Raw genomic sequence first — 25905 nt, forward strand, 5'->3', positions numbered from 1 at the left:
TGCGGCTTAGTACTGGGCCGAAATGCTGAAGAAGATGCGGGGATTCTTGTTGCCCTGGGTCAGGACGTCGCTGCTCAACGGCTTGGCGACTTCCAGCGTGGCGTACACGGTCTTGGTCAGGTTGGCGCGCATGCCGGCGCCGAACGACGCCAGCTTGCTGCGCGACAGCTCGGCGCTGGCGGCGCGCGACCAGATGCGGCCGCCGTCGACGAAGGTGTAGACGTGCGCGCCGTGCGGCAGGAAGGTCGCCGAGGAAATCGCGTAGCGCAGCTCCAGCGAGCCGGCCATGCCGCTGTCCGCCGACACTTCGCCGTCGTCGTAGCCGCGCGCGAAGCTGGGGCCGCCCAGGGCGAATTCCTCGCTGGCCAGCAAGGGGCTGGCGCTGTACTGGCCGGCGAAGGTCGCCACCAGGCTGAAGCGGTCGGTGAACTGCTGCAGGCGCGTCAATTCCGCCGTGGCCTTGAAGAAGTCGGGCTTGCCGTTGACGCGCGAAGCCAGCGCCGACCCTTCCTTGCTGGCGCCCATGGTGTTCAGGCCCTGGTGCAGGGTGCCGCGCACGGCGGTGATGCCGTTCCAGGAATCGGTGCGGTCGTAGCTCAGGCCCAGGCGCAGCACGCGCAGGCGGTCGCTGGTGAAAGGCGCGCCCGTGATGTCCGTGGTGACGTTGCGCGCCTCGAACATGCCCACGGCGCGCAGGTTTTCCAGGCGCGAACGGATGATGGGATAGGTCGCCGTGGCCGCGTACGACTGCACGTCGCTGGCGACGTTGAGCTGCGCCAGTTCGCGGCCGGGTTCGCTCTTCGCGTAGTTGGCCGACAGGCCGAAGGTCATGCCCGTATCGGTCACCAGCATGTCGTAGGTGCCGCCCACGGACTTGCTGCGATACGAAGGAAAGCCGAGGCTGCCGAACAGGGTGGCGTGATCGGCGCGCTCGCCAAAGGAATTCAGGCTGATCTGGGCGGTGGCTTCGCTCCAGCCCAGGTAGGGCGACCCGCGGTTGTCCATGCCCACCCGCGCGTCGACCGCCTTGCGTTCGCTGTGCACCACCAGCACCGAACCGCCCACTTCCTTGGGCGAGGCCTCGAGCGAGGCCCGCACGGTCATGCCGGCCAGGTCGTTGGCAAGCAGAAGCTGGCGCTCGACGTCGGCGACGTTGATGGGGCGCATGCCGCGCAGGCGCCGCACCAGCTTTTCCACCGCGGCCTTGGCCGGGCCGACGTCGCCGTCATACACGACGTCCGAGATGTAGCCCTCCACCACCACGATGCGGAAACGGCCGTCGTCGATGGTCTGCGCCGGCACGATGACGCGCGTGGTCACGTAGCCGTCATTGCGGTAGCGCAGCTCGATCTCGCTGGCCACCTTGAAGGCGTCGGCGACGGTGATCGTCTTGCCCAGCAAGTCCTGGTACAAGGGACGCAATTCCTCGGCGCGGTAGTGCGTCACCCCTTCGATGCGCATGTCCGCCAGGGTGAAATGCAGCTTGTCCGCGCCGGCGGGCGCCTCGGACGCGCTGCCTTGCTGCACGGTGACGCCCGGGACGCCGGACGAGCTTTCCGGCATGACCGGCTGCGGCAGCGAGCGGCCCGGCTCGGCCCCGGAAGGCAGGCGGGCCGGCAGGCTCTGGGCCGCCACGGGCCCGGCCGCCAGGGCCAGGAGCGCGGCGGTGCCCAGCGAAGCCAGGCGGGAAAGGGAGAAAACGGGGCGCGGGGACGGAGCGTGGCGAGGCGGCATGAGTAACGGCGGAGAATTTACATTTTGAATAATCCTCCGCTATTTGACACATTTAGCCCCGATTCGTAAACAAATTTTTTACAACCATCACAATAAATAACTGCTCATCACTAAGCCTTTCCCTGGGAAGGCGCCCGCGAAACGTCCGGGAAAGGCCAAATCAAGACCGAATTTTGCGCATTTTTTTCAGGAACAGGCCGCTAAAACGTTGTTTTTGAGCGACCGTCCCTGCTCTGCCGTTCACCCGCCCCAGCGCAGCACCAGCGGATCCAGCCGCCGCGCCGCGTCCAGCAGCCCCGCGCGCACCTCCGGCCGCATGGCCGGGAAAGGATGGCGCGGCGCCTCGCAGGCGATGATGCCGCCCGCCTTCATCAAGGCCTTGGCGGTGAGAATGCCGCCTTGCCGGTTCTCGTAGTTGATCAGCGGCAGCCAGCGCTCGTACAGCCGGCAGGCTTCGTCGCGCCGGCCCGCGCGATGGGCCTCGATGATGGGACGGATGCCGTCGGCGTAGCCGCCGCCCGTCATGGCGCCCGTGGCGCCGGCGTCCAGGTCCGGCAGCAAGGTGATGGCCTCCTCGCCGTCCCAGGGCCCCTCGATCGCCTCCCCGCCCAGCGCGATCAGGTCGCGCAGCTTGGTGGCCGCGCCGGCGGTCTCGATCTTGAAATAGGACACCTGGGCGATCTCGCGCGCCATGCGCGCCAGCAGCGGCGCGGACAGCGGGGTGCCGCTGACGGGGGCGTCCTGGATCATGATGGGAATGTCGACGGCATCGGACACGCGCCGGTAGAAATCCACCACCTGGTCTTCCGGCACCCGGATGGTCGCGCCATGGTAGGGCGGCATGATCATCAGCATGGCGGCGCCCATTTCCTGCGCGCGGCGGCTGCGTTCGGCGCAGACGCGCGTGCTGAAATGCGTGGTCGTCACGATCACGGGCACGCGCCCGGCCACGTGTTCGAGGATGGCGCGCGTCAGCACCTCCCGTTCGTCGTCGGCCAGGACGAACTGCTCGGAGAAATTGGCCAGGATGCACAGGCCGTCCACGCCGGAATCGATCATGAAGTCGACCGCCCGTTCCTGGCTGGCGAGGTCCAGCTCGCCGGTCTCGGTAAACGTCGTGGGCACGACCGGGAAAATGCCGCGGTAGCGCGGCGCGCGCGTCGTCGTCATGAGGCTCACTCGATAATGTTGAAATCGTTGAGATACCCGGTCTTCAACGTCAGGCCCAATCCCGGCTTGTCGTCGTCCAGGTCGAGGAAGCCGTCCTTGGCCACGGGCTCGCCGTCGAAGATGTAGTAGAAGAGCTCGTTGCCCACTTCCACGTCGAACATGGGGAAATATTCGCTCATGGGCGAGGCCAGCGTGCTCATGGTCAGATGATAGTTGTGCATCTGGCCGGCGTGGGGGATGACCGGCACGCTGTAGGCCTCGCACAGCGCATTGATCTTGTGCGCCGCGGTGATGCCGCCCACGCGGTTGGTGTCGTACTGCACCACCGAGACCGCCTTGCGGTCCAGCAACTGCTTGAAGCCGTACAGCGAGAACTCGTGCTCGCCGCCCGAGATGGGAATGGACGTCGACTGGTTCAGCTCGGCGTAGCCGTCGATGTCGTCGGCGATCACCGGCTCCTCCAGCCAGCGCGGCTGGAACTTCTCCAGCTTGGGCAGCATGCGCTTGGCGTATTCCAGGTTCCAGCCCATATAGCATTCCAGCATCAGGTCGGTGTCGTAGCCGATGACCTCGCGCACCGCCTCCACCGACTTCAGGTTCTCCGCCACGCCCTTCTGCAAATGCGCGGGGCCGTAGCCGAACCGCATCTTGAAGGCCTTGAAGCCCTGGTCCAGGTAGGTCTGCGCTTCTTCCTGCATGGCGCGCAGGTCGGTGCGATAGAGCTTGGAGTAATAGCAGGGAATCTTTTCCTTGGTGCGGCCGCCCAGCAGCTTGAACACCGGCTTGCCCACGGACTTGCCCAGGATGTCCCAGATAGCGAGGTCGACGCCGGAAATGGCGGCCATGGTCACGCCCTTGCGCCCCCACGCCAGCGTGGCGCGGTACATGCGCTGCCAGAGGTATTCGTAGTCCCAGGGGTCCTGCCCGATCACCAGGGGCGCGAGATACTGGTCGATGATGGTCTTGGCCACGCGCGGCGCCAGCGCCACGTTGCCCAGCCCCACGATGCCGTCGTCGGTCTCCACTTCCACCACGGTCCAGCCGTGGAAGCGGAAGGTGCTCATGGTTTCCTGCGGCGAATACAGCAGGTCCATGGCGTTGGAGCAGAAATTGCCTTGCGGCGGCACGGTCTTGCCGGTCCATTCGTAGACGCGGGCGCGGACGGATTTGATCTTCATGGGAATTTCCAGCGTGAGGATGAAAAGGCGGGGAACGATGCGGACGGCGCTCAGGCCGCCGCGCGATGGGCGAGCCCCATGCGGCAGGCAATGCGCAGCGCCTGCGCCATGGCGTCGACGTTGGCCTTGCCCGCGCCGGCGATGTCGTAGGCGGTGCCGTGCGCGGGCGTGGTGATGGGTATGGGCAGGCCGCCCTGCACGGTGACGCCGCGCGAGAACCCCAGCAGCTTGAGCGCGATCTGGCCCTGGTCGTGGTACATGGTGACGATGGCGTCGAAGTCGCCGGCCTGCGCCTTCAGGAAGATGGTGTCGGCCGGATACGGTCCCTGCACCGGCAGCCCCTCGGCGTTCAGGGCGCGCACCGCCGGCTCGATGACGTCCACTTCCTCGCGGCCGCAGGTGCCGCCATCGCCGCCGTGCGGATTGAACGCCGCCACCGCCACGCGCGGCCGCTCGACGCCGTTGGCCACCAGGGACCGGTGGATCAGACGCGCGGCGTCCTTGATGCCGTCGATCGTCAGGGCGGCGGCCGCGTCCTTGAGCGGGATGTGGGACGAGACCCGCGACGTCCACAGCGTGCCCAGCGTGTTGAACTCGCAGAAGTAGCCCGTCACGCCCAGGTATTGCGCGAAATGATGCAGTTCGTCGTCATGCCGCATGCCGCCCAGCTTCATGGCGTGCTTGTTCAGGGGCGCGAAGCAGATCGCGTCCACCGCGCCGTCGCGCGCCGCGTCCATGCAGGCGTCGAGCACGCGCAGCACCGACGCGCCGCCCGGCGCCCGCGCCTGGCCCACGGCCACGTCCTCCTTGCGCACGGTGTCCATGGCCAGCATGGCCGGCAAGGACGTATCGGCCCGGCCGCGCACGGCGGCGAAACCGGACACCGGCGCCGTCGCCACGTCCACGCCCGCCACGTCCTGGCCCGCCTGCCACAGCCAGGGATCGCCCACCAGCACGATATTGGCCTGCGCGCAGGTGTCCGGCCGCGCGAGCAGGCGGGCGACGAGTTCGGGACCGATGCCGGCGGGGTCGCCCAGGGTCAGGGCAATGACGGGTTTTTGCTGCGTCTGCATGATCATTCCACGGAAATATGGTTCTTCTTGATGACGGCGGCGTAGCGCGCGTTCTCCGCCTGATGGAACTGGATGAACTGCGCCTGCGTCATGGGCGTGATGTCGGCGCCGATCGCCTCCAGGCGCTTGCGCGTTTCCGGCATCGCCAGCACCTCGTTGACGGCGTCGTGCACGCGCTGCTGGACGGCCGCCGGCGTGGCGCTGGGCATGTAGATGCCGTACCAGGCGCTCATTTCCAGGCCAGGCAGGCCGGCTTCGGCCATGGTCGGCACGTCGGGGATCTGCGGATTGCGCTTGGCGCTCAGCACGGCCAGCGCGCGCAGCTTGCCGCTCTTGACGTGCGGGATGACGGAGGACGCCGTCTCGAAATCGATCTGCACCTGGCCGCCCATGAGATCCACCATGGCCGGGCCGCTGCCGCGATAGGGAACGTGGGTCATCGTCACCCCGGCGGCGTCCTTGAACAGCTCGGCGGCGATGTGCTGGGTGCTGCCCGCGCCGCTGCTGGCGAAGTTCAACTGGCCGGGCTTGCGCTTGAGCAGCGCGATCAGGTCTTGCACCGTCTTGACCGGCAGGTCGTTGTTGACCACCAGCACGTTGGGCACCGCGCCCACGAACACCACCGGCACCAGGTCGCGGTCGTTGTCGTAGCCCAGCTTGAGCAGATGCGGCGCGATGGCGTGCGCCGTGGAGACCCCCATGACCATGGTATGGCCGTCCGTGGACTTGGCGGTCAGGTCGGCGGCCAGGGTGTTGGAGGCGCCGGGCTTGTTCTCCACCACCACGCTTTGCTTGAGCAGGGGTCCCAGCTTGTCCGCCACGGCGCGCGCCATGGCGTCGGTGCCGCCGCCGGGCGCCGAGCCCACCAGCAGGCGCAAGGGCTTGGTCGGCCAGTTCAAGGGCTGGGTCTGGGCCTGGGCCGCGCCCTGCGCCAGGCAAAAGGCCACCGCGCCCAATACGGCGCACAAACGGGTTTTCATGAGTTGTCTCCTGAGACTGGTAGGCGGTCCGCGCGGGATGCGGACGCCTGTTTTTGTGCGCCTATCTTAAGAAGGCCGGCTGTTTCCGTAAAATGAAACTTTCGAACCAACTGTTCGCTTCAGGTGATCAATCATGGATCGTCTTCCCAACATGCCGGGACTGCTGACCCGCCTGCGCATGCGGCAAATCGTGCTGTTGCTGACCATCGAGGAGCGCGGCACCCTGCGCGCGGCCGCCGCGCAACTGAACATGACCCAGTCGGCCGCCAGCAAGATGCTGCACGAGCTGGAACTGGCGATCGGCCAGCCGCTGTTCGAGCGGGTGGGACGGGGGCTGGTGCTGGCGCCGGCCGGCGAGTGCGTGATGGGGTATTTCCGCGGCATGCGCGGCACGGTGTCGTCGCTCGGACGCGAACTGGAGGAATTGCGCCTGGGCAGCGCGGGCAAGCTGTTCATCGGCAGCATCATGGCCGCCTCTCCCGGCCACCTCACCGACGCCCTGCTGCGGCTGAAACAGACCTATCCGCTGCTGGCCGTGGAGATTTCCACCGGCACGAGCGACCTGCTGATCAAGCAATTGGACGAGGGGCGGCTGGACGTCGTCATCGGCCGCATGGTGACGCTATCGCAGCGCGACTATGTGTTCCGGCCCATCGGCGAGGAAGCCCTGTCCGTCATCGCCGCCGTCGACCATCCGCTGGCCCGGCGCAAGCGCGCCAGCTTCGAGGCCATGCAGGCCTATCCCTGGATATTGCAGCCGCACGGCAGCCCCATGCGGGACGTGATCGAACAGGAATTTCGCGCGCACGATTACGAGACGCCCAAAGGCCTGATCGAATCGGCCTCCATCCTCACCACCACCAACCTGGTGATGAAATCCGCCATGCTGGGCGTGATTCCGGAATCGGTGGCCAGCCGCTATGCGCGCCATGGCCTGCTGGCCATCCTGCCCTACACGATAGGCAACGCCCTCACCGCCTTCGGCAGCATCGTGCCGCGCAATCGGCCGCTGACCGCCGCGGCGGGCCATTTCGTGCAGTTGCTGCATGAAATGGCCTCCGGCGGCGCGGCGGAGGACGCCGCGACGAAGCGCCCTCGGGAAAGGATCAACCGCGATGCGTCTCGGCCATCTTCGCCAGGGCCACGGTCAGCGCGGCGCCGCCCAGCGTCTTGATGAGGCTGGCGTGCTCGGCATAGAAGGCACTCATGTGCTCGACGATGTCCGGATTGTGCTGCTCCGCGTGGCTGGCGATCTGCGCCACTTGATCCGGGGTGACGGTGGACGCCTGCTCCGGCGTGACCGTCGGCTTGCCGCCGTCCTGCTGCTGCGTGGCTTGTCCCAGCAGGGAAGCCAGGCCGCTGCCGGCGGCGCCGCTCATGAGCGAGGCCAGCACCGCCGGTCCCATGCCGCTCAGCAACTGATTGAGCATGCCGGCCTGCTGGTTCGGATTGGCCTGGCCGAACATCTGCGCGGCGGCCTGCGCGAAGGGCGGCGTCTGGTCGGAGCGCAGCATCGCAGCCAGGCCCTGGCTCAGCAGATCGGAGGGCGCGTTCTGCGCGGCCTGGTCGAAATGGTCGGAGACGTCGCCGGCCGGCGGCGCGGCATTAGCGTTGGCGTTATTGCCGTTGGCCGCATTGACGAATTGGGAAAGCAGATTGCCAAGATCGAAACCCATGATGGGCCTCCTTGTCCACAGGAAAGAACGCGACGCGGCCGCGCGGCCTTCGCAATGCCCGCCGCGCGGTCGCGCCCGCTCGTAAAGGTTTACTTCTTCGACCTTCAGTTCTTCAGGTCGTCCGGCACCTTGCCGCCGTTCTCGGCCAGCTTGGTCATCACGGCCTTGTGCAGCCAGATGTTCATCGCCGCGGAATCATCCGTGTTCCCGGTATAGCCCAGCTCGCCCGCCAGCGTCTTGCGGGCGGCGAGGCTGCTGTCCAGGCCCAGCAGCTTCATCAAGTCCACAATGGACGTCTTCCAGTTCAGCGTCTGTCCGCTGCTGGCCTGCTTGGCGGCCAGGATGGCCTCCACGTCCACGGGGGGCAGATTGGCCGGGGCGGCCGTTGTCGCCGGCGCGGAAGCCGCAGCACCGCCCGCCGCCGCATCCGTGTTGGCCGGATGGTCCGAGGGGAAAATCTTGGCAAGAATCGTGGAAAAAATGCCCATGAGGTTGCTCCTCCATACGTTGAACGGTACGGCGAATGGTAGCCGCGCACGATGGCAAGATCGCGTCTGGACGCACATGGTTACGATTCTGGGACAACGCCACCTTGTGATTACAATTCATCCGCCACCCCGTGATCCGTGCCCCGGACCGCCTTGCTTCCCTCCCGGCCATTCCATCCGCCAATGAATACTACTTCCGACCAACGCCGCGCGGCCCCTTCCGCGCTGGGCATCGCCGTTTTCGTCCTGCTGGCCGTCGCCGGCCTGTTCTACGTGAAGTGGTCGCCCTATTACCAGCGCGCCTTCGTGGCGGCCGAGCATCACGCCATCGGCGCGTCCATCCTGATGGGCACCGAGGCCGCGCCGCCGGCGCCCTCGCTGTCGGCCGCGCTGGACTATGCCCTGGCCTACGGCAAGGCCATCTGGCAGGCCATGGTCCTGGGCCTGTTGCTGGGCTCGGCGGTCCAGGCATTGTTGCCGCGCCGCTGGATCGTCCGCGCCCTGGGCGGCACGGGGCTGGGCAGCGTCGTCGCCGGCGGCCTCCTGTCCGTGCCCGGCATGATGTGCACCTGCTGCGCCGCGCCGGTGGTGAACGGCTTGCGGCGCTGCCAGGCCGCGCCCGGCAGCGCCGTCGCGTTCTGGCTGGGCAATACCATGCTCAATCCGGCCACGCTCGTCTTCATGGGCTTCGTCCTGGGCTGGAAATGGACCGGCTTGCGCCTGGCGCTGGGCATCGTCATGGTGTTCGGCCTGGGCTGGCTGATCAACCGCATGAGCCGCGGGGAGACGCGCGGCTTCGACGAGGCGCAGGCCAAGGCCATGCAGGCGCGGGACCTGGACGACGCCGACGCCATGCATCCCTTCGCGCGCTGGCTGCGCCTGTTCGTCCGCATGGCGGTGCGCCTGATCCCGGAATACATCGTCCTCGTCCTCCTGCTGGGCGCGGCCCGGGCCTGGCTCTTTCCGCACATCGACGCCGGCATCGGCAACGAACTCGCGTGGGTCGTGGGGCTGGCGGTGGCGGGACTGCTGTCCGTCATTCCCACCGCCGGCGAAGTGCCCATCGTGCAGGCGATGCTCTCGCTGGGCATGGCGGCCGGCCCCGCCGCCGCCCTGCTCATGACGCTGCCGCCGGTCAGCCTGCCCTCCCTGGCCATGGTCGCCCGCTCCTTCCGCCCCGCCGAACTCGCCATCCTGGTGGCGGGGGTGCTGGCGATGGCATTGGTTGCGGCGGGGCTGGCGGTTGGATTGGGATTCTGAGCCGCTTCCCCGGGCCGCGCCGGCACGGGGAAGATAGCGCCGGCCGCGGTTCGAGACACGAAGCGCCGGGCTCGGGACACGAAGGGGCGGCTTCGAGGCACGAAGCGCCGGCCGCCCTAGCCGGGATCTTCGCCAGGCAGCCCGCCGGCCGCGCGCGGGCATGCCCGGCGCCGGATCAACCGGTCCAACGACAGCGCGCCGGGGCCGAGCGCCATGACGCCGGCCGCGAGGGCGGCCCAATAGAGATGAAAATTCGCCCAGCCGTCGGGAAAGACGAGCTGGATCACGCCGGTCATGATCAATAGCGCCAGCGCGGCCATCCGCGTCGCCAGTCCCACCAGCAGCAGGACGGGAAGAACGATTTCCGCCAGGGCGACGAAAAAGGCGACCAGGTCGGGCGCCGGAAAATCATAGGCCGCGCCGAGAACGTGGATCTTGAACTGATTCTCGAACAGGAACAGCGTCGCCGGCGAAAGAGAAAGAAAACCGTCCCACCGCGTCAGCCCGGAACGAAGAAAAGGCAGCAGCAGCGCGAGCCGCATCAAAGGCGGCGCGACGATCAGGGCGGCACGCCGTATGTTTTCCTCCACGGAACGAATCCACATCGCAGCCCCCTTTTTGCGCGAAACGGACGGATTCATGCGCCCCTCGCTCATACGCCCCTCGCTCATGTTTCCCTCGCTCATGCATCCCTCTCGATAGATGTCGGACCGCCCGCTTCCGGCGCGCGCCAGCTCGACACCGAACGGCTCGCGAACAGGTCCGTGAATGCGCGGGCCAGGTCGAACCCGCGTTCGTCCTCCCGCGCCCGCGCCGCCGCCTCGGCCACCGGCGCCCCGGCCGCGAGGCCGAGGATGAAAGCCGCGGTCCCCGCCGTGATGCGGCGCACCTCCACCTCGGCAAAAGGGCGCGCCACCAGCGCACATTCCCCGCCGCGAAAGATGTCTATCGCCGCCGGCACGCCGCCGTCGATGTTCATCAGCCAGATATGGACGGCGGGAAAGGATGAACGCACGATGCGCACGGAGGGATGCAGGACGAAACGCAGTCGCGGCAGCGCGCGCGGGTCGATCCGCTCGAACGAGGCGATATCGGCCGGCTGCCCCTCCGCCGCATGGTAGGCCTGCGCCCATGCCCGCTCGATACGGGCGACGTCGGACAGATACGGCAGGCTCGCCGCGGGCGGGAAAGCCTGGATGAAATCCGGGAACGTGCCGCCATACGCCAGCATCACGGGCGACGCGGGCGGCTCCCGCGCCGCGTAGAGGCGGGCCATGGCGGAGAAGAAATCATCGCCGGTAATGCGCAGCACCGCGGGATAGGCGGCCCGCAGCGCGCCGACGAGGCCGGCCACGATATTGTTCCGATAGACATTGAACCGCCTGGCGCTGGACACCCCGTCGGGTCCCGTCAGGCTGGCGGGAACGTCCAGGCCGGGATCGAGCAAGGCCTCGGCGAATGCCCGCTGGCGCGCGCCCAGCGCCGGAATCTCCCGTCTCGTTTCCATGTCGCGCCTATGCCTGCCTATTGGCGAAGGGACTGAACGGGCCGCCGCAGGACGTTCTCCCACAAGCGGCGCAAGCTGTCCACGCCACCTGCCGTCGAACTCCACAGCGTGGCGTCGCCGACCAACAGGTTCCCCCTGAACGTCTCCGGCCGGGATTGCAGCAACGCGTCGAACGTCGCGCGCCCGCGCGCGAACGGATGCGGCGGGGCGGCGGGATCGATCCGCTGCCGCGCCAGGACGTCGAGTCCGGCAAGGGCGGTGTCCAGGCGCTCGAGCTGGGGCAGGTGCGCATGCAGGTTGAAGGTATCGACGTTCCGCAGGAGGCCCAGCCGGTCCAGTTCCGTCTCCACTTCGATGGGCGCGGGCGTCCCGTCCGCCTGCGCCAGGGGCCTGAGCCCGAAGCGGTTTTCCACCGGCACGCCCAGGCCCGCGAGCAGCGAGCGCGCGAATCCGCCGAACTGCTGGCGCGCCGGAATGGTCCTGTCGCCGTGATGCAGGAATTCCGCGATCCGGCATGACAGGCGCTCGCCCTCGGGCAGGCCGCCGGCCTCCCCGATGTCGTGATGCGGGCAGACGAAGGCGACATGGTCGGGCTGCCCGAGAAACGCCCGGAGCGCCTCGATCTCGCCGGGGCCGGCCTGCTGCGCCGTCCGGTACGAATCGAAGCTGATGACGACGAGGGTATCGACGCCGTCGAGAAGGCGCGCGTCGAGCGGGGTGAACGCGCCGTCGTCCGTCACCCGTTCGACCTCCCTTGCCTGCCGGCCGGCAAGCGTGGCGGCCAAGTCGACGAAGGCCTTGAAATTGCCCTTCATGATGTGGTCGAGAAAGCCGCCGATGCCCTGCTCGAACCGGCACGGGTCCGAGAACTCATGGAATTTCGGAAACCCCATGCGGCGGCTTTCGAAGAGGGCCGGGAACCGGTCCTCGATCACGTCGAGCGGCGCGCCCGTCTCTCCCGGCCGGCTCCACGCATAATAGACAAGCACCTGTCTTCCGGTCACGTCTCCGTTAATTCCGTTCATCGGCGTCGTATTCATCGTCGTCGCATTCATCGGTATTGCATTCATCGGCGTCACACTCATCGGTATCGCATTCATCGGCCTCACGCGAGGATGCCCGGCCACGGCGCATGCGCTCGGTGGCCGTCGCGCGCGTGCGCCATGGCCAGCCGCACGACGGCGTCCGCGCGCGCGGCCTGGGCGTGCAGCGTGGGCCAGTCCGGGACGTTTGCGTCCCATTCGATCAACGTGCGAACCGGCCCCGTCTTGCGGATCGCGTGCGCGAACAGCGCCCAGACGACATCCGCGACGGGGCGGTCGTGCGTGTCGATGAGAAGCGGGCGTCCCCGCTCGTCCTGCTCGCGCGCATGGCCGGCCAGGTGCATCTCCTGGACGCAGGCAAGCGGATAGGCGTCGATATAGGCAAAGGGATCCGATTGCTGGTTGATCGAGGAGACGTACACGTTATTCACGTCGAGCAGCAGGCCGCATCCCGTGCGCCGCGCGACCTCGGCGATAAACTCGGTCTCCGCATAGGTGCTTTCCTCGAAGGCCAGGTAGGTCGCGGGATTCTCCAGCAGCATCCGCCGGCCCAGCGTCTCCTGCACCTGGTCGACGTGGTCCGCGACGCGCGCCAGGCTTTCCCGGGTATACGGGATAGGGAGCAGGTCGTCGAGAAAACCGCGCTCGTGGCCGGACCAGGCAAGGTGTTCGGAAAACAGCAGGGGGGAATAGGCGGTCACCAGGGTTTTCAATCGCCGGAGATGCTCCGGGTCGAGGGAGTGGTCCGCGCCGATCGACAGGCCGACGCCATGAATGGATAGCGGATAGGCGTCCCGCACGGCCCGCAGGAAGCGGTGGGGCGGACCGCCCTCGCCCATGTAGTTCTCGGCGTGGACCTCGAAGAAACCGATGTCCGGTCTCGATTCGAGTATCAGGCGATAGTGCTCCGCCTTGAGCCCGACGCCGGCGAGCTCGGACGGATGAAGGCTGTCCACGAAGGGCGGCGGCGTCGGCATGGCGGCAGTGGCGCGATTTGAACGAGCGGGCCGGATCCCGAAGACCCGGCCGCCCATCCCGTTCAGGCCTTGGGCGTCAGGCTGCCCGGGCCCTTGGGCGTGGAAATGCTGGTGCAGGTGCCCTTGGGAACCAGCTTGAAGGCATTGCCCTGATAATCCACCGTGCTCGTCCCGGCGCAGGTCGTGCCGGCACCGGCATAGCAATCGTTCTGCCCTTTCAGCGCCGCGCCGAAACACGGCTCGACCTTGCCGGACTTGACGAGCACGGTGTGTTCGGCCTGAATCTTCTTCTGCGCCTCGGTGAATTCCTGCGCGCGCGCCGGCGTGGCGGACACCGCGGCAAGAGCGGTTGCGAATGCGCTGGCGAGCAGCGCGGGGGTGTTTTTTTGACGGGCCATGCGACGACTCCAGGTGAGGATAAGTATGCAGGCGGCATTGCATCACCGCCCGGCCAGCATACGGAGCGGCGCGGCCGAAGGATTGCACGATCTTGTGCCGTTTGGCACGTAATTGCGAGGGCAAGCCCACGGCATCACGGCCTCACGGTCTTCCAGTCTTACGGGCTCGCCGCCGAGGGCGCATCGACTTCGCCCGTGGCTAGCGCCAGGCCGGCGATGGCCGACAACGCGCCGCGATAGCTATCCGTGCAGGCGTTCTCGGCCAGCAGTATCCGGTCCTGCGCCTGCGTGGCCTCCGTCAGCGTCCCCACGCCGTTGCGGTAGGCGGCCAGCGCGGCGTCATACGTGGTCCGGGCGGCCTTCATCAACGCGGCCGCCGCTTCATGCGACGCCAGGCTGGTGCGCAGCGCGTTCCGGCCGGCGACGATCTGCCGCGCCGCCTCGTCCCGCGTGCGCGCCAGCCTGTGTTCGGCGCTCGCCGCGTCATTGCGCGCCTGCATCAGCACGGCCGAACGCAGCCCGCCGTCATAGATCGGCACCGTCACGCCGAGCAGGACGCTGGATCCGAACCGGCGGTTGTCGAGGTTGACGGTGGCCGATTGCTGGCCGACCGCGGGAATGGCGTCGATGGAGGACCGGCTGGCGTTGTACGAAGTCGACGCGGACAGGAAGATCTTGGGCAGGAAGGCGCTCTCCGCGGCCCGGGCCCTGGCCTGTTCGGCTTTCATCGCCGCGTAGGCGCCCAGCACGTCGGGGCGGCGCGCCAGCGCCCCGGCGACGTAGACATCCACCGAGACATCGAGATCGGGCGGCAAGGGGCGATCGGGCAGCGCCGCGATGCGCGGTTTCGAAAGCGGCGATATGCCCAGGGCCGTGACCAGGCCCAGGTAGGCGTCGCTTTCCACACCTTGGGAGGACACCAGCGCCAGCCTGGCCTGGGCGACGTTCTGTTCGGCCTGCGCGGTTTCGATGACCGTGCCCACGCCGCGCTTGTAGCGGGCTTGCGCCGCGGCCAGCAGGACGCCGGCATCGGCCAGCGTCCGCCGGAAATTGCCGGTGCGCGCGCGCGCCGCATCGTATTGGTAATACGCGACGCTCACCTCGTGGATGATCCGCTGGTGCACGCCGGTCAGCGCGACGTTGGCGGCGACGGCGGCCTGTTCGGCCGCCTGCACGCGCGCGTCGCGGCCGCCGAAGTCGAACAGCAGCCACTGCAAGGACAGCGCGGCGACCCCGGCGTGCAGCGTCGAGCGGGAGGACGAGGACGACGACTCGCCGGAAAAGCTGGCCGAACCGCTGCCATGGCCGCCGATGTAGCCGCCCATGGCGGTGGCGGCGAGATAAGGCAGGTAGGCGCTCTTGCCGATGCCCACCGCCAGCGCGGCATTGCGCGCGGCATCCCAGGCGATGAAGGCGCGGGGATTGCTGGATTGGGCCAGGTCGATCAATTCGGGCAAGTCGTAGTCATGCGCGGGATCGAGCGCGGCGGCGGGCGGCAGTTGCGCCAGCGTCCTGTTGGCCGGCAGGGTGTACGCCCTCCCCTTGCCCGCCAGGAGCGAAGGCGGCGCGGCAAGGATCTCGCCGTTTTCATCCGTCCCGGGCTGCCATGCGCCGTCGGACCGCGCCGGGGCCAGGTCGATCGAGGAGGTGGCGCAGCCGCCCAGGCCCAGGACGGCTGCCAGCAGGATCGGGCACGCCGGTCTGGCGCGCGGTTCAGGCCGGCTCATGGGCGGCGGACTCCTTGAACATGAGATCGGCGGCGATGGCGTCAAGCCGTCGCAGGTGGGCCCGCAAGGCCCTGGCGTCGCCGGCCGAGTGATCGCCCGAGTGATCGTCCGCCTGAACACCCTCCTGACCGCCCGCATAGCCGCCGGCCAGGAAAAGCGGCGCTTCCAGCGTCGACAGTTCCGCCAATGCCCTGCGGCGGACGGCGACCCAGTCCGCGCCGGGCCGCACCCCGGGCGGCTCGTAGGGAATCAAGGCGAGATCCTGCGCGATGGCCTGGCCGCGCGCCAGCGCGTCGGCCGCCTGCGCGCGCCGCTCCACGTCATCGGCCAGCCGGGGAATGCGGCGCCATTGCCGCAACAGCGCGGCGAAGGCGCGGTCGACGCGGCCGGCGACGCTCACCGGCCAGACGCGCGTGAAGACCAGGTAGACGACGGCATTGCCCAGCAGGATGCCCAGGGTGCGGTCGCGCGCGACGGTCAGGTCGAACCCCGGCGCCGGGCCCTGCAGCACGCACAGGAAGAAGGCAAAGGCGATTTGCAGGCCCGCGTAGGCGATGCGCGGGGAGCCGGCGGCGACCCAGGCGGCGGCGGCGGCGCCGGCGAACACCAGCAGCATCAATGCGCCGATCGAATCGATGGCCGGCACGATGAACACCATGGCCGCGGTGCCGGCCAGCGCGCCCACCGCGCAGCCGGCCAGCCGCAGCGTGAGCTTCTGCACGGTCCCGGCGGCCGTGTCGAGCGACACGACGTAGCAGGTGATGAAGCAGGTATGGATCCCCTGCCAGTCCAGTTGCGTATAGAGCAGATAGCAGAACATGGCGGCCGCCGTGGTTTTCAGCGCATAGGCCACGTGGTCGGGATTGGTGCGCGCGTCCGGCAGGAAAAACCCTTTCCCGGGCCGCGCCGCGGGCGGCCGCGCCGGAAGCGCCCCGGCGCGGGGCGCTTCCGTGAAATGAGCCATCGCCTCGCACAGGTGGACCCATGCGGTCCGGGCCGAAGGAGGCAAGCCGGCGGGTCCGGGCAAGCCTGGCGCGATGTCGACGGGATAGCCGCCGCGGGCCAGCATGGCCGCCATGGTTTCCAGCGAACCGGCCGCGGATTCGACCAGCGCTGCCGGCAGCGTGGCCGTCGGCTCGCCGGCCAAGACCCGGACGGCCAGCAGGATGGCCGTGCTCGCGGAGGTGGCCTGGCGCAAGGCGGCGGCGTCGGCGGCATCGGCGCTGCCCTCCAGCCTGGCCAGCCTGATCCAGGTTTCGATCTGCGCGTTGCCTTCGCGCAGGCAGGCGTCGAAGTCGTCCGGGGAGGCATCCGGCCGCCGCAATCGTCCGGCCGCCGCCCTCAGGCGAGCGGCGATCCGCAAGCCCGCCAGGCGGCGCGGCGAGGGCGCGAGCAGCAGGTTGACGCCTATCGTCACGCCGGCGGGGATGGCCACCGCCAGCCAGACGTACAGCAAAGCGCGCGTGGCGGCCTCGCCATAGGGCAGCAGGCCGAGCTCGTCCAGCCCGAAACCGACGATCATGGCGAGTATCGCGCCGACCGGGCGCAGTTTGCTCGCCGAGGTCAGGTAGAGCAGGACGGCGGAAACGACCGCCATACAGGCCAGCCGCGCCGCCGGATAGTCGAGGCTGCATGCCGCGATCAGCATCACCAGGCCGATGAAGATCGTGACGAGCAGCAGCAGGACGAGGACGAGCGCCACGCTGCCCACGCGATCCGCGCGATTCAGGAAGAACACGACGTAGGCCGAGATGGCGATTTCCGGCGTGCCGTGCATGGCGGCGACCAGCACCACCAGGGCGCAGATCAGCGCCAGGCGCAGGGACAGCGCCGCCCGCCCGGGAAATGGCGCCAGCAAGGCCGCCGGGCCCGTCCAGGCGCGGGGTCGCGCTTCAGCGGCAGGCCGGGCCATGGCGCACCTCGACGACGGCGCTGGCGCCCACCCGCAACAGCCTGCCGTCGGCTGCTTCCAATTGCACCCTGACCGGAAACCGCTGCGCCACGCGCACCCAGTTCACCGACTTCTCCACCAGGGGCAGCGAACGCGGCAGGTTCACACGCTCGACGTCCAGCACGCCGGCGCCGATGCCGGCGACCTTGCCCGGCAGGGCGACGCGCCGGTCGATCATGGAATAGACCGTCGCGCAGTCTCCCGGCGCGATGCCGGCAAGCTCGGTCTCCCGGAAATTGGCGACGGCGAACCATGCGCCGGCATCGATCAGCGTGAAGACAGGCTGGCTGGGCGCCACCGTCTCGCCGGCCAGGACGGTCAATCCGGCGACGTAGCCCTCGTGCGGCGCCCGCACCACGGTATCCTCCAGCGCATGCCGGGCGCGCGCCAGGGCGGCCTCGCGCGCGTGCAGCGCGGCCACGGCGTCGGCATCGTCGCCGATCGTCTGGGAGGCCGCGTCCTGCTGCGTCTCGGCCTGCCGCAGCGACGCCGCGGCGTCCTGCCGCGCGACCTGGGCCTGGTCGTATTGCTGCGCCGGGACGAAGCCTTGCGCGGCCAGCGGCGCCAGCCGCCGCGCCGTGCGGTCGGCCAGCCCGTAGTTGTGCTCGGCCCGCTGCCGCTGTTCCCGCGCGATGGCGGCATGGGCGCGTTCGCCGATCAGGGTCTTGCGGCGGGTCTCCAGCGCGGCCTGGGCGACCTCGACGTCGGCCTGGGCCTGGGCCACGGTGAGCCGGTAAGGCACCGGGTCGATCTCGAACAGGACGTCGCCCTTGGCCACGCGCTGGTTCTCGCGGACCGCCAACCGCACGATACGGCCGCCCACCGGCGCGGCGACGTGGACGTAGTCGGCGTCGATGGTGGCGTCGTCGGTGGACGGATAGCTGGCGTTGCGATGCCAGGCATAGGCCACGGCGGCGGCGCCCAGGACGATGATCGCCGCCGCGACGGCGCGGCCCTTGGCGGAAGACTTCCCGATACCCGCTTGCTTCATCGTCATCGGCTCAACCCGCGCCCAGCGTCCAGACCAGCACGGCGGCCACCAGGCCGAGGGCGCCGCAGACGGCAAGCTGGAAAGGGACGGTCCGCGACCACCCTGTCGCGACGAACAGCCGGTGGGCCGCCAGGGCGGCCACGATGCCGAGCACCGCGCTCAACAACCAGTGCGGAAAGTAAGCCCCGAACAGGGCATAGGACGGCGCACCCATCGATCGCGTTCCCCGGCGAAAAAACATCCTCTTGCCGCGCGCCCATCGCGCCGCGGTCCCGCGAATACGCTTCCCTCAGGAGGCGCTGAAACGCGATTCCTGCAAATCCACTTCGCGCACCAGTTTCCTGGCCATTTCGTCCGCCAGGCGGCCCGACCGCACGATGCGGAACAACTCGTCCCGCTCGGCGCCCAGCGCGAGCAGGCGCAGCCTGCGCTCCATGGCGTCGACCGTCCGGCCATGCCGCGCCTGCGCGCCGGCGGGATCGCGCAACTCGACCTGCCGCCGGTAATGCGCGATGAGCCGGGCGGCGGCCTGCGCCGAAAGACCGGCATCGTCGCTGCCCTGCTCCGGTTCCTGGAGCGCGCGCTCCAGCGCGGCAATGGCCGCGCGCGCCGCCGCCGACCGCGCCTCGTCCTCCTGCAGCAGCTCCTGCGCCGCCGGGACGACCCGCATGCCGCGCACCGCGTAAGGCAGCCCGGCATTGGCCATGATCAAGGTCACCACGATCACGCCGGCGGCCAGCAGGATGGCCAGGTCGCGCGCCGGAAACGGCGAGCCGTCCGCGAGGGCCAACGGCAGCGTCATCACCCCGCAAAGCGTCACCGCGCCGCGCGCGCCGGCCAGGGAGGTGACGGCAACCACGCGCCAACCGGACAAGCCGGCCGCCGGGCCGTCGCGGCCGGCGCGCGGCCGTACCAGGCGCCAGGCGATCCATGTCCAGAGCGATCGCAGCGCGAGCAGGACGCCGCTGATGGCAAGGACGTACAGGAACAATCGGCCGCCGCCCTGCTCCCCGCTCTGGCGCAGCGTCTGCCCGGCGCGGGCGATCACGTCCGTGAGCTGCTGCCCGAGAAGAACGAAAATCACCCCGTTGCCCAGGAACTGCAGCGCGTCCCAGACCGCCGCGCGGCGAATGCGCGTGCCCGCCAGCGCCCGCCCCGCCATTTCCTCGTAGCTCATCACGATGCCGGCGGTCGCGGCGGCGAGGATGCCCGACGCCGCGAACCGTTCGGCCACGGCGTAGGAACAGAAAGGGAGCAACAGGCTGATCAGGATCTGCGTGCCGGTTTCCTCGCCGAAATGCCTGGCCGTCCAATCCTTCGCGGCGTTCGCCAGGAGCGTCATCGAGGCGCCGGTGGCGACGCCCCCGGCGAGCAGCCACAGGAACGCGCCGCCCGCGGCGGCAAGCGAAAACGATCCCGTCACCGCCGCCGCGACGGCAAAGCGCAGGCAGACGAGGCCGGACGCATCGTTCAGCAGCGCCTCGCCCTCCAGCACGTGCATCAAGCGCCTGGGCATCGCCACCCGCTCGGCGATGGCCGACACGGCGACCGCATCGGTCGGGGAAAGCGTCGCCGCCAGGGCAAAGGCGACGGGCAGCGGCATCGGCGGGATCAGCCAATGGATGAAGAACCCCGCCGCCACGACCGTGAATATCACCAGGCCCAGCGAAAACGCGCAGACCGTCCACTTGTCGCGCAACAGTCCTTTCTTGGAAATCCGCCAGCCATCGAGGAAAAGCAGGGGCGCCACGAACCACAGCAGGAAGACGTCGGGCGCGAGCGAGACGCGGAAATCGCCGGCCTGGGCGGCCAGGGCGCCTGTCGCGATCTGGACGACGGCGAGCGGCAGCGGGATCCTGGCGGCACGCTTGATGAAACTGCTCGCGATCACGCACACGAGCACGACGAGCGTGACGGTATTCGTATCCAATGCCTGGCCCCAGCAATCGTTTGCTTCCTGTCATGGCTGGGCGGCGGCTTCCCGCGCCATTTCTCCCGCCCATGCGCCGCGGATCGGCGGACAAGCGGATGGTACGGGCGGCCGGCGCGGCGAGGATTGCACTTTCTTGCTCTATTTGGAAGAAAAGTGCGGCCGCGCGCTTCCGTTCGACCCGTCCCTGGAAGACGGCCCGAAGGCGATGGCGGCAGAACGCATACGCCGCCATTGCCGGCGGGCGCGCGCCAAATTATGCTTGGCCTGCGTTGACCCGGCCGGCAACGATGGCCGCCGGCCGCCCATCCAGGAGTGCACGATGACTGAGAACCTCTCGTCCCCGCCGGCGCGCACCGGATTGATCTCGATCGAGGAAATGCTGTACGTCCGGCCGCAGCGGCCGTTCGCCACCACGCGCGGACGGGGATGGGGCGGCATCACCGTCGACGTCCATCGCCCCTATTTCGATTGCTGCGAGCGCTATCCGGGACTCGATCATCACCTGATCACCTACTGTCCAGCCGGCAGCGCCCGGCTGGTCCAGCAACGCGACGGGAAGGTGCATAGCGAAATGATCTCGGCCGGCACGTCGCTCATCATGCCCGCCGGCTGCGATTCCTTCTGGGAGGGCGACTCGGGCCACTCGGTCCGCTTGCGCATTCCTCCCGGGCTCATCGCGCTGGCGGCGGAACAGCTCGGCCCCCGGAACACGCGCCTGGAAATCCGCAACGTGTTTTCCGTGCGCGATCCGGTGATCGAACGCCTCACGCAAAGCCTGGTCCTGGAGCTGGACATGGCCGCGCATCCGGCGCAGACGTTGATCATCGATTCGCTATCGACGGCCTTGGGGGCTCACCTGCTGCGCAAATACAATGCCTTCGAGGCACGGGAATCCTCGCGGGACCGTTCGCTCGGCCAGATCGAGATCGCGCGGCTGACGGCCTTCATCGAAGACAACCTCGACCAGCCCATCTCCCTCGACGACCTGGCCGCCATCGTCAATGTCAGCCGCTTCCACTTCAGCCGCCTGTTCAAGCGCACGGTCGGCGTCTCGGCCATCCACTTCGTGGAGCGCTGCCGGATCCTGCGCGCCCAGTCGCTGATCACGGGCACCGATCTGCCGCTGGCGGAAATCGCCCTGACCACGGGTTTCTCCGACCAAAGCCACTTCACCCGGCGATTCCATCGCCACGTCGGCTGCACGCCGGCCGCCTACGCGCGGGCGCAGGGACGCCGGCGCTCGGCGCGGCTCGACAGGAACGAGCCGGTGCGGCCCGGTTGATCCGGTCCCGTTCATTTCCCACCGGTCGGCAGGCCCGCAAACCTACAGGTAATACTCCCGCGCCAGATGCTCATGATCCCGCTCCAGCGCCGCCGCCTCCCCCTGCGCCACCACCTGCCCCGCGCGCAGCATATAGAAGCGGTCCACCACGCTGGCAGCCAGCCGCATGTTCTGTTCGACCAGCACCAGCGCCACGTCGCCTTCGCGCTTCAGCGCCTGCATCATCGCGCCGATTTCCTGCACGAATAGCGGCGACAGCCCCGCCGACGGTTCGTCCAGCAGGATGATGCGCGGTTCGGCCATCAAGGCGCGGCCGATGGCCAGCATCTGCTGTTCGCCGCCGGACATGGTGCAGGCACGCTGGTCGATGCGCTCCTTCAGGCGGGGGAAATAGCCGAACACCCGTTCCAGGTTGCGCGCGTAGCGGGGCTTCGCGCGCGCCAGGCAGCCGAGGCGCAGGTTGTCCCGGACGCTCAGCGACGGAAACAGATCGCGGTCCTGCGAAACCTGCAGCAAGCCGGCGCGGGCGATGCGGTGCGGCGCGCCGGGTTTCATCGCTTCGCCGAACAGGGTCACCTTGCCGCTTTCATGCGGCAGGAAACCCGACAGCGCATTCAACAGCGTCGTCTTGCCGGCGCCGTTCGCGCCCAGCAGGCCCACCGCCTCGCCCTTGCGCACGGCGATGTCGATGCCCGCCAGGGCGGGTACCCGGCCATGCCGCACCGTCAGGCCGGCGACCTCGAGCAGGATGTCAGGCTTGGCCAAGATATGCCTCCAGCACCGCCTTGTTATTGCGCACGGCCTCGGGCTCGCCCTCCGCCAGGCATTTGCCGTAGTTCAGGACCAGGATGCGATCGGAGACGGCCATCACGATATCCTGCACGTGCTCCACCAGCACGACGGCGATGCCCTCCGCGGCCAGCCCGCGCAAGACGATGCCGAGATGATGGCGGTCGCTGGGCGACAGCCCCACCGCCGGCTCGTCCAGCATGATGAGCTGCGCGTCCGCCACCAGGGCGCGGGCGATTTCGACCAGCCGCTGCTGCCCGAAGGAAAGATCCCCGGCGACGCGGTCGGCCAGTTCCTCGATGCCCAGGCGCGCCAGGATGGCGCGCGACCTGGCCACCGCCTCGCGCTCCGCGCGCCGCGCCGACGGCGCGCCGAGCGCGGTGCGCCAGAAGGCGTGCGGAATGGCGAGCTCGAGGCCGGTCAGCACGTTTTCCAGCACGGTCATCTCGCGCAGGATGCCGTTGTTCTGGAACGTGCGCCGGATGCCCAGCGCGGCAATGGCGTCGGGCGCCCGGTCCAGCAGGGACTGGCCCTTGTACGAGATCAGTCCCGAAGCCGGCCGCACGAAACCGGTGATGGCGTTGAACACCGTCGTCTTGCCGGCGCCGTTGGGCCCCATCATGGTGAAGACCTCGCCCTGCTCCACCTGGAACGACAGGTCGTTGACGGCGGTCAGGCCCGCGAAGCGCACCGTCATGTTCTCGACACGCAGCATGGGGCTACTCCTGGTACAGGCGCTCGCGCGCGCCCGGGATGCGGTCGGCGATCAGCCCGCCGATGCCGCGCGGCATCAGGAACAGCACCGCCATCAGCAGCAGGCTGAACACGATTTCCTCCAGGCCGGGAAAGTTGCGCAGCAGCTCCGGCGCGCCGGTCAGCAGCACGGCGCCGACGATGGAGCCGGCCAGGCTGCCCAGCCCGCCTATCATGACGATGGCGAAATGCATCAGCATCTGCGACAGGCCGAAGGTATCCGGCGAGACCCGTCCATTGAGCAAGGCGTACAGGCCGCCCGCCAGGCCGACGACCAGGCCGCTCCAGGCAAAGGCCACCACCTTGATGCGCAGCACCGCCACCCCGGTGGAGGCCGCCGCGGCTTCGTTGTTGCGCACCGCGACGAAGGCGCGCCCGATGCGCGATTTCACGAGGCAGCGGGTGGTGCCCAGGCCCAGCAGCACCACGAACAGGAAGACATAGTATTTGCCGGTCTCGTTCATGGCGCGGCCGAACAGCGCCACCTGCGGCACGTTGAAACCGCTGGCGCCATAGGTCAGGCCGTCGGCATGCACATATATCCAACGCATCAACTCGCCGAAGGCCAGGGTGACGATCGCCAGGTAGTAGCCACGCACGCGCAGGGCCGGCAGCCCGACGACCACGCCCGCCAGACCGCCGACCGCCGCGCAGACCGCCAGGGCCAGGGGATAAGGCAGCCCCAGGTGCGCCATCGACAGGCCCGCCGCGTAGGCGCCGATGCCGAAGAACGCGGCGTTGGCGAAGGCCAACTGGCCCAGGTAGCCGATCACCACATTGAAGCCGATGGCCGCCAGGCTGTACACCAGCATGGTGTTGACCACGAATTGCACATAGTTGTTCACGGCCAGCGGCAAGGCCAGCAGCAGCGCCAGCGCGGCCAGCCAGGGCAGCCTTCTCGTCCAGCGTCGTTCAGCCACGATCGCGTCTCCAGTTCCCAAGCAATCCTTGCGGACGGATCAGCAGCACGATGATGATGACCACATAGGCGGTGATTTCCACCAGCGCGCTGGATACATAGCCGCCCGCCAGGTTTTCCAGCACGCCCAGCGTGACCCCGCCCACCACCGCGCCCGGCAGCGAGCCGAATCCCCCCAGCGTCATGGCCGCGAAGCCGCGCACCAGCATGTGGCCGCCCATGTCCGGGTACACGAGGGTATTGGGCGCGATCAGGATGCCCGCCAGGGCGCCCATGGCCGCGCCCGCGCCCCACATCAGGTTGCGCAGCAAGGGCACGTTGATGCCGGACAGCGACGCGCCGCGCGGCGTCTCGGACGCGGCCTCCACCACCTTGCCCAGCTCCGTCTTCTGGAAGAACAGGAAGGACGTCGCCACGACCGCCAGCACCACGGCCATGATCAGCATGTCCTGCGGCGTCAGGACCACGTCGCCGAAGAACACCGGGTCGCCCGCCATCAAGGGCGGCAGCGCCACGACCTCCCGTCCGTAGAAGAAGCGCGCGATGCCCTTGAACAGGTAGGACAGCGCCACCGTCATCATGGCCAGGCTGATGTGCGGCGCGTGCTGCAGCGGCCGCATCAGCCCGCGCTCCACCGCCATGCCCGCCACGAACAGCAGGCACAGGGAAAACAGCAGGCTCAAGCCATAGCCCCAGCCCAGAGTCTGCAAGGGCACGAGCACCGCGAAGGCCCCGAGCATGAAGAACTCGCCATGGCAGAAATTGACCACGGTGGTGGAGCGGAAGAGGATGGTCATCCCCAGGGCGATGAGCGCATAGACGCATCCCACCGCGATGCCGCTGACGATCAGTTGCGCGAGCATGATGGCTAGTCGTCCGCGTGGCGCTCAATGACCGGCGGGATAGGCGGAGACGATGGTGGGCTTGCCGTCCTTCATGTAGATCATCTTCCCCTGCTTGATGCCCGCATGGTCCTGGGCCGTGAAGGTCAGGGGGCCCGACTGGATGCCTGGATCGAAATCATGCAGCTTGTCCAGCTCCGCCATGAACTTCTCGCGGGTCAGGTCCGGGCCGGCGTTCTTCAGCGCCTGCACGATCGCCAGCGCGCCCGTCATGCCCATGAAGCTCAAGGTCTCGACGGGATCCTTGGGATGGGCGGCGACGTAGATGTCCTTCCACTTCTTGAAGCCCGCGGAATCCAGCGTGGCCGACAAGGGATAGAACACATACAGATCCCGGGTCGCCGCCGGATTGCCGACACGCTTGACCATGTCCTCCAGCGACACGCCCTGCGTCGCGATGGTCGGCGCCTTGATGCCGTACTTGTTGGCGTCGCGCAGGTAGATCGTCAGCTCGGGCGGATACAGAATCGCCAGCACGGCGTCCGGCTTGGCGGCGCGCAGGCGCAGCAACTGCGAGGTGGCGTCGGTGCTGCCGCGTTCCAGGTAGACCGTCTCCACGGGCTCCAGGCCCCTGGCCTTCAACGCCGCGATGGCCGGCACGATGTGCGACTTGCCCCATTCGTCCGAGTGGCTGATGATGGCCACGCGCTTGGCGCCGGGCTTGGTCAGCGCGAAATCCACCATCGATTTCGCCACCGTGGCGGTGGTCGCGATCGGATGGTAGATATTGGCCTGGAAAGGCGTGGAGATATCCGTGCTGGCCGCGCCCAGGACCATGAAGGGCAGGTCGGGATGATTCTTCAGTTCCGGCTTGATCGCCATCACGGTGCCGCTGCACCAGCCGCCGTGGATCATGAAGACCCGGTCCTGCGCGATCAGCTTCTTGGTGGCCGCGATGGTCTTGTTGGGATCGCAGGCGTCGTCCTCGACCACCACCTCGATCTTGCGGCCGTTGATGCCGCCGTTGTCGTTGACGTTCTTGTAGATCGCCGTCGCCCCCAGCAGCGGCAGCGAGCCCACGGCCGTCGATCCCGTCAACGGGCCGAACATGCCGATGCGTATGGTGTCCTTGGTGACGCCCGGGACGTCGGCGGCGTGGCCGGCGAGCGGCAAGAGCGCGAACGCCGCCACCGCCAGGCGATGGCGCAGGTGTTTACCTAGCATGATTGTCTCC

Annotated in this window: 25 protein-coding genes; 3 read left to right on the top strand and 22 right to left on the bottom strand. The window is 68.4% G+C overall.

Annotated features, from left to right (window positions below):
* Nucleotides 1-6 precede the first annotated feature (6 nt).
* The 5 genes from CAL29_RS22400 to CAL29_RS22420 all read right to left on the bottom strand — a co-directional run bounded on the left by CAL29_RS22400 (nucleotide 7) and on the right by CAL29_RS22420 (nucleotide 6135).
* Nucleotides 7-1734: a ShlB/FhaC/HecB family hemolysin secretion/activation protein gene (locus CAL29_RS22400; protein ID WP_094855193.1), complete on the bottom strand. Its 1728-nt coding sequence runs from the start codon at nucleotides 1732-1734 to the stop codon at nucleotides 7-9.
* A 240-nt stretch (nucleotides 1735-1974) separates the two neighbouring features.
* The gene (locus CAL29_RS22405) at nucleotides 1975-2904 is read right to left on the bottom strand and encodes a dihydrodipicolinate synthase family protein (RefSeq protein ID WP_094855194.1); all 930 of its coding nucleotides are present in this window, start codon (nucleotides 2902-2904) and stop codon (nucleotides 1975-1977) included.
* A 5-nt stretch (nucleotides 2905-2909) separates the two neighbouring features.
* Nucleotides 2910-4082: an L-rhamnonate dehydratase gene (locus CAL29_RS22410; protein WP_094855195.1), complete on the bottom strand. Its 1173-nt coding sequence runs from the start codon at nucleotides 4080-4082 to the stop codon at nucleotides 2910-2912.
* A 50-nt stretch (nucleotides 4083-4132) separates the two neighbouring features.
* On the bottom strand, nucleotides 4133-5155 hold the full coding sequence (locus CAL29_RS22415) for a 4-hydroxythreonine-4-phosphate dehydrogenase PdxA (RefSeq protein WP_094855196.1): 1023 nt from the start codon (nucleotides 5153-5155) through the stop codon (nucleotides 4133-4135).
* Between the two features lie 2 nt (nucleotides 5156-5157).
* Nucleotides 5158-6135 carry a Bug family tripartite tricarboxylate transporter substrate binding protein gene (locus tag CAL29_RS22420; RefSeq protein WP_094855197.1) on the bottom strand — a complete coding sequence of 326 codons (978 nt, stop codon included), beginning with the start codon at nucleotides 6133-6135 and terminating at the stop codon, nucleotides 5158-5160.
* 133 nt (nucleotides 6136-6268) lie between these two features.
* On the opposite strand from CAL29_RS22420, the gene CAL29_RS22425 reads away from it, so the two are divergent.
* The gene (locus CAL29_RS22425; RefSeq protein WP_094855198.1) at nucleotides 6269-7309 is read left to right on the top strand and encodes a LysR family transcriptional regulator; all 1041 of its coding nucleotides are present in this window, start codon (nucleotides 6269-6271) and stop codon (nucleotides 7307-7309) included.
* On the opposite strand, the gene CAL29_RS22430 is transcribed toward CAL29_RS22425, so the two are convergent.
* Both CAL29_RS22430 and CAL29_RS22435 read right to left on the bottom strand, forming a co-directional pair.
* A complete protein-coding gene (locus tag CAL29_RS22430) occupies nucleotides 7242-7811 on the bottom strand; it encodes a hypothetical protein (RefSeq protein WP_179284142.1) in 570 nt (189 codons plus the stop codon). The genes CAL29_RS22425 and CAL29_RS22430 overlap by 68 nt on opposite strands.
* 104 nt (nucleotides 7812-7915) lie before the next feature.
* The gene (locus CAL29_RS22435; RefSeq protein WP_094855199.1) at nucleotides 7916-8299 is read right to left on the bottom strand and encodes a DUF3597 domain-containing protein; all 384 of its coding nucleotides are present in this window, start codon (nucleotides 8297-8299) and stop codon (nucleotides 7916-7918) included.
* 183 nt (nucleotides 8300-8482) lie between these two features.
* On the opposite strand from CAL29_RS22435, the gene CAL29_RS22440 reads away from it, so the two are divergent.
* Nucleotides 8483-9559, top strand: a complete 1077-nt coding sequence (locus CAL29_RS22440) for a permease (RefSeq protein ID WP_094855200.1) — start codon at nucleotides 8483-8485, stop codon at nucleotides 9557-9559.
* Nucleotides 9560-9675: 116 nt separating this feature from the next.
* On the opposite strand, the gene CAL29_RS22445 is transcribed toward CAL29_RS22440, so the two are convergent.
* From CAL29_RS22445 to CAL29_RS22490, 10 genes are all read right to left on the bottom strand, one after another.
* Nucleotides 9676-10164: a DoxX family protein gene (locus CAL29_RS22445; RefSeq protein WP_256977674.1), complete on the bottom strand. Its 489-nt coding sequence runs from the start codon at nucleotides 10162-10164 to the stop codon at nucleotides 9676-9678.
* Nucleotides 10165-10241: 77 nt separating this feature from the next.
* Nucleotides 10242-11066 (bottom strand): HvfC/BufC N-terminal domain-containing protein, encoded by an 825-nt coding sequence (locus CAL29_RS22450; RefSeq protein WP_094855201.1) that lies wholly within the window; start codon nucleotides 11064-11066, stop codon nucleotides 10242-10244.
* A 17-nt stretch (nucleotides 11067-11083) separates the two neighbouring features.
* Nucleotides 11084-12121, bottom strand: a complete 1038-nt coding sequence (locus CAL29_RS22455; protein WP_256977675.1) for a hypothetical protein — start codon at nucleotides 12119-12121, stop codon at nucleotides 11084-11086.
* Nucleotides 12122-12171: 50 nt separating this feature from the next.
* Complete coding sequence (bufB, locus tag CAL29_RS22460) at nucleotides 12172-13086, bottom strand: MNIO family bufferin maturase (RefSeq protein ID WP_094855202.1); 915 nt, start codon at nucleotides 13084-13086, stop codon at nucleotides 12172-12174.
* A 62-nt stretch (nucleotides 13087-13148) separates the two neighbouring features.
* A complete protein-coding gene (locus CAL29_RS22465; RefSeq protein WP_094855203.1) occupies nucleotides 13149-13484 on the bottom strand; it encodes a BufA1 family periplasmic bufferin-type metallophore in 336 nt (111 codons plus the stop codon).
* A gap of 158 nt (nucleotides 13485-13642) precedes the next feature.
* Nucleotides 13643-15211 carry a TolC family protein gene (locus CAL29_RS22470; protein ID WP_094855204.1) on the bottom strand — a complete coding sequence of 523 codons (1569 nt, stop codon included), beginning with the start codon at nucleotides 15209-15211 and terminating at the stop codon, nucleotides 13643-13645.
* Nucleotides 15198-17123: an FUSC family protein gene (locus tag CAL29_RS22475; protein ID WP_094855205.1), complete on the bottom strand. Its 1926-nt coding sequence runs from the start codon at nucleotides 17121-17123 to the stop codon at nucleotides 15198-15200. The genes CAL29_RS22470 and CAL29_RS22475 overlap by 14 nt, the downstream gene beginning before the upstream one ends.
* Nucleotides 17104-18153 (bottom strand): multidrug transporter subunit MdtN, encoded by a 1050-nt coding sequence (gene mdtN, locus CAL29_RS22480; protein WP_094855206.1) that lies wholly within the window; start codon nucleotides 18151-18153, stop codon nucleotides 17104-17106. The genes CAL29_RS22475 and mdtN overlap by 20 nt, the downstream gene beginning before the upstream one ends.
* 10 nt (nucleotides 18154-18163) lie before the next feature.
* On the bottom strand, nucleotides 18164-18394 hold the full coding sequence (locus tag CAL29_RS22485) for a hypothetical protein (protein ID WP_094855207.1): 231 nt from the start codon (nucleotides 18392-18394) through the stop codon (nucleotides 18164-18166).
* Between the two features lie 48 nt (nucleotides 18395-18442).
* Nucleotides 18443-20083, bottom strand: a complete 1641-nt coding sequence (locus CAL29_RS22490) for a Na+/H+ antiporter (protein ID WP_094855208.1) — start codon at nucleotides 20081-20083, stop codon at nucleotides 18443-18445.
* 322 nt (nucleotides 20084-20405) lie between these two features.
* On the opposite strand from CAL29_RS22490, the gene CAL29_RS22495 reads away from it, so the two are divergent.
* The gene (locus CAL29_RS22495; RefSeq protein ID WP_094856835.1) at nucleotides 20406-21368 is read left to right on the top strand and encodes a helix-turn-helix domain-containing protein; all 963 of its coding nucleotides are present in this window, start codon (nucleotides 20406-20408) and stop codon (nucleotides 21366-21368) included.
* A gap of 42 nt (nucleotides 21369-21410) precedes the next feature.
* On the opposite strand, the gene CAL29_RS22500 is transcribed toward CAL29_RS22495, so the two are convergent.
* Genes CAL29_RS22500 through CAL29_RS22520 form a run of 5 tightly spaced genes read right to left on the bottom strand, consistent with a single transcriptional unit; the run spans nucleotide 21411 to nucleotide 25895 of the window.
* Nucleotides 21411-22133, bottom strand: a complete 723-nt coding sequence (locus tag CAL29_RS22500) for an ABC transporter ATP-binding protein (RefSeq protein ID WP_256977676.1) — start codon at nucleotides 22131-22133, stop codon at nucleotides 21411-21413.
* Nucleotides 22120-22872: an ABC transporter ATP-binding protein gene (locus tag CAL29_RS22505; RefSeq protein ID WP_094856837.1), complete on the bottom strand. Its 753-nt coding sequence runs from the start codon at nucleotides 22870-22872 to the stop codon at nucleotides 22120-22122. The genes CAL29_RS22500 and CAL29_RS22505 overlap by 14 nt, the downstream gene beginning before the upstream one ends.
* A 4-nt stretch (nucleotides 22873-22876) precedes the next feature.
* On the bottom strand, nucleotides 22877-23830 hold the full coding sequence (locus CAL29_RS22510) for a branched-chain amino acid ABC transporter permease (RefSeq protein WP_094855209.1): 954 nt from the start codon (nucleotides 23828-23830) through the stop codon (nucleotides 22877-22879).
* Entirely contained in the window at nucleotides 23823-24692 is an 870-nt protein-coding gene (locus CAL29_RS22515; protein WP_094855210.1) for a branched-chain amino acid ABC transporter permease, read from the bottom strand. The genes CAL29_RS22510 and CAL29_RS22515 overlap by 8 nt, the downstream gene beginning before the upstream one ends.
* 24 nt (nucleotides 24693-24716) lie before the next feature.
* Entirely contained in the window at nucleotides 24717-25895 is a 1179-nt protein-coding gene (locus CAL29_RS22520) for an ABC transporter substrate-binding protein (protein ID WP_094855211.1), read from the bottom strand.
* Nucleotides 25896-25905: the final 10 nt, after the last annotated feature.

It is taken from the genome of Bordetella genomosp. 10 (assembly GCF_002261225.1).
GTDB lineage: Bacteria > Pseudomonadota > Gammaproteobacteria > Burkholderiales > Burkholderiaceae_B > Bordetella_C.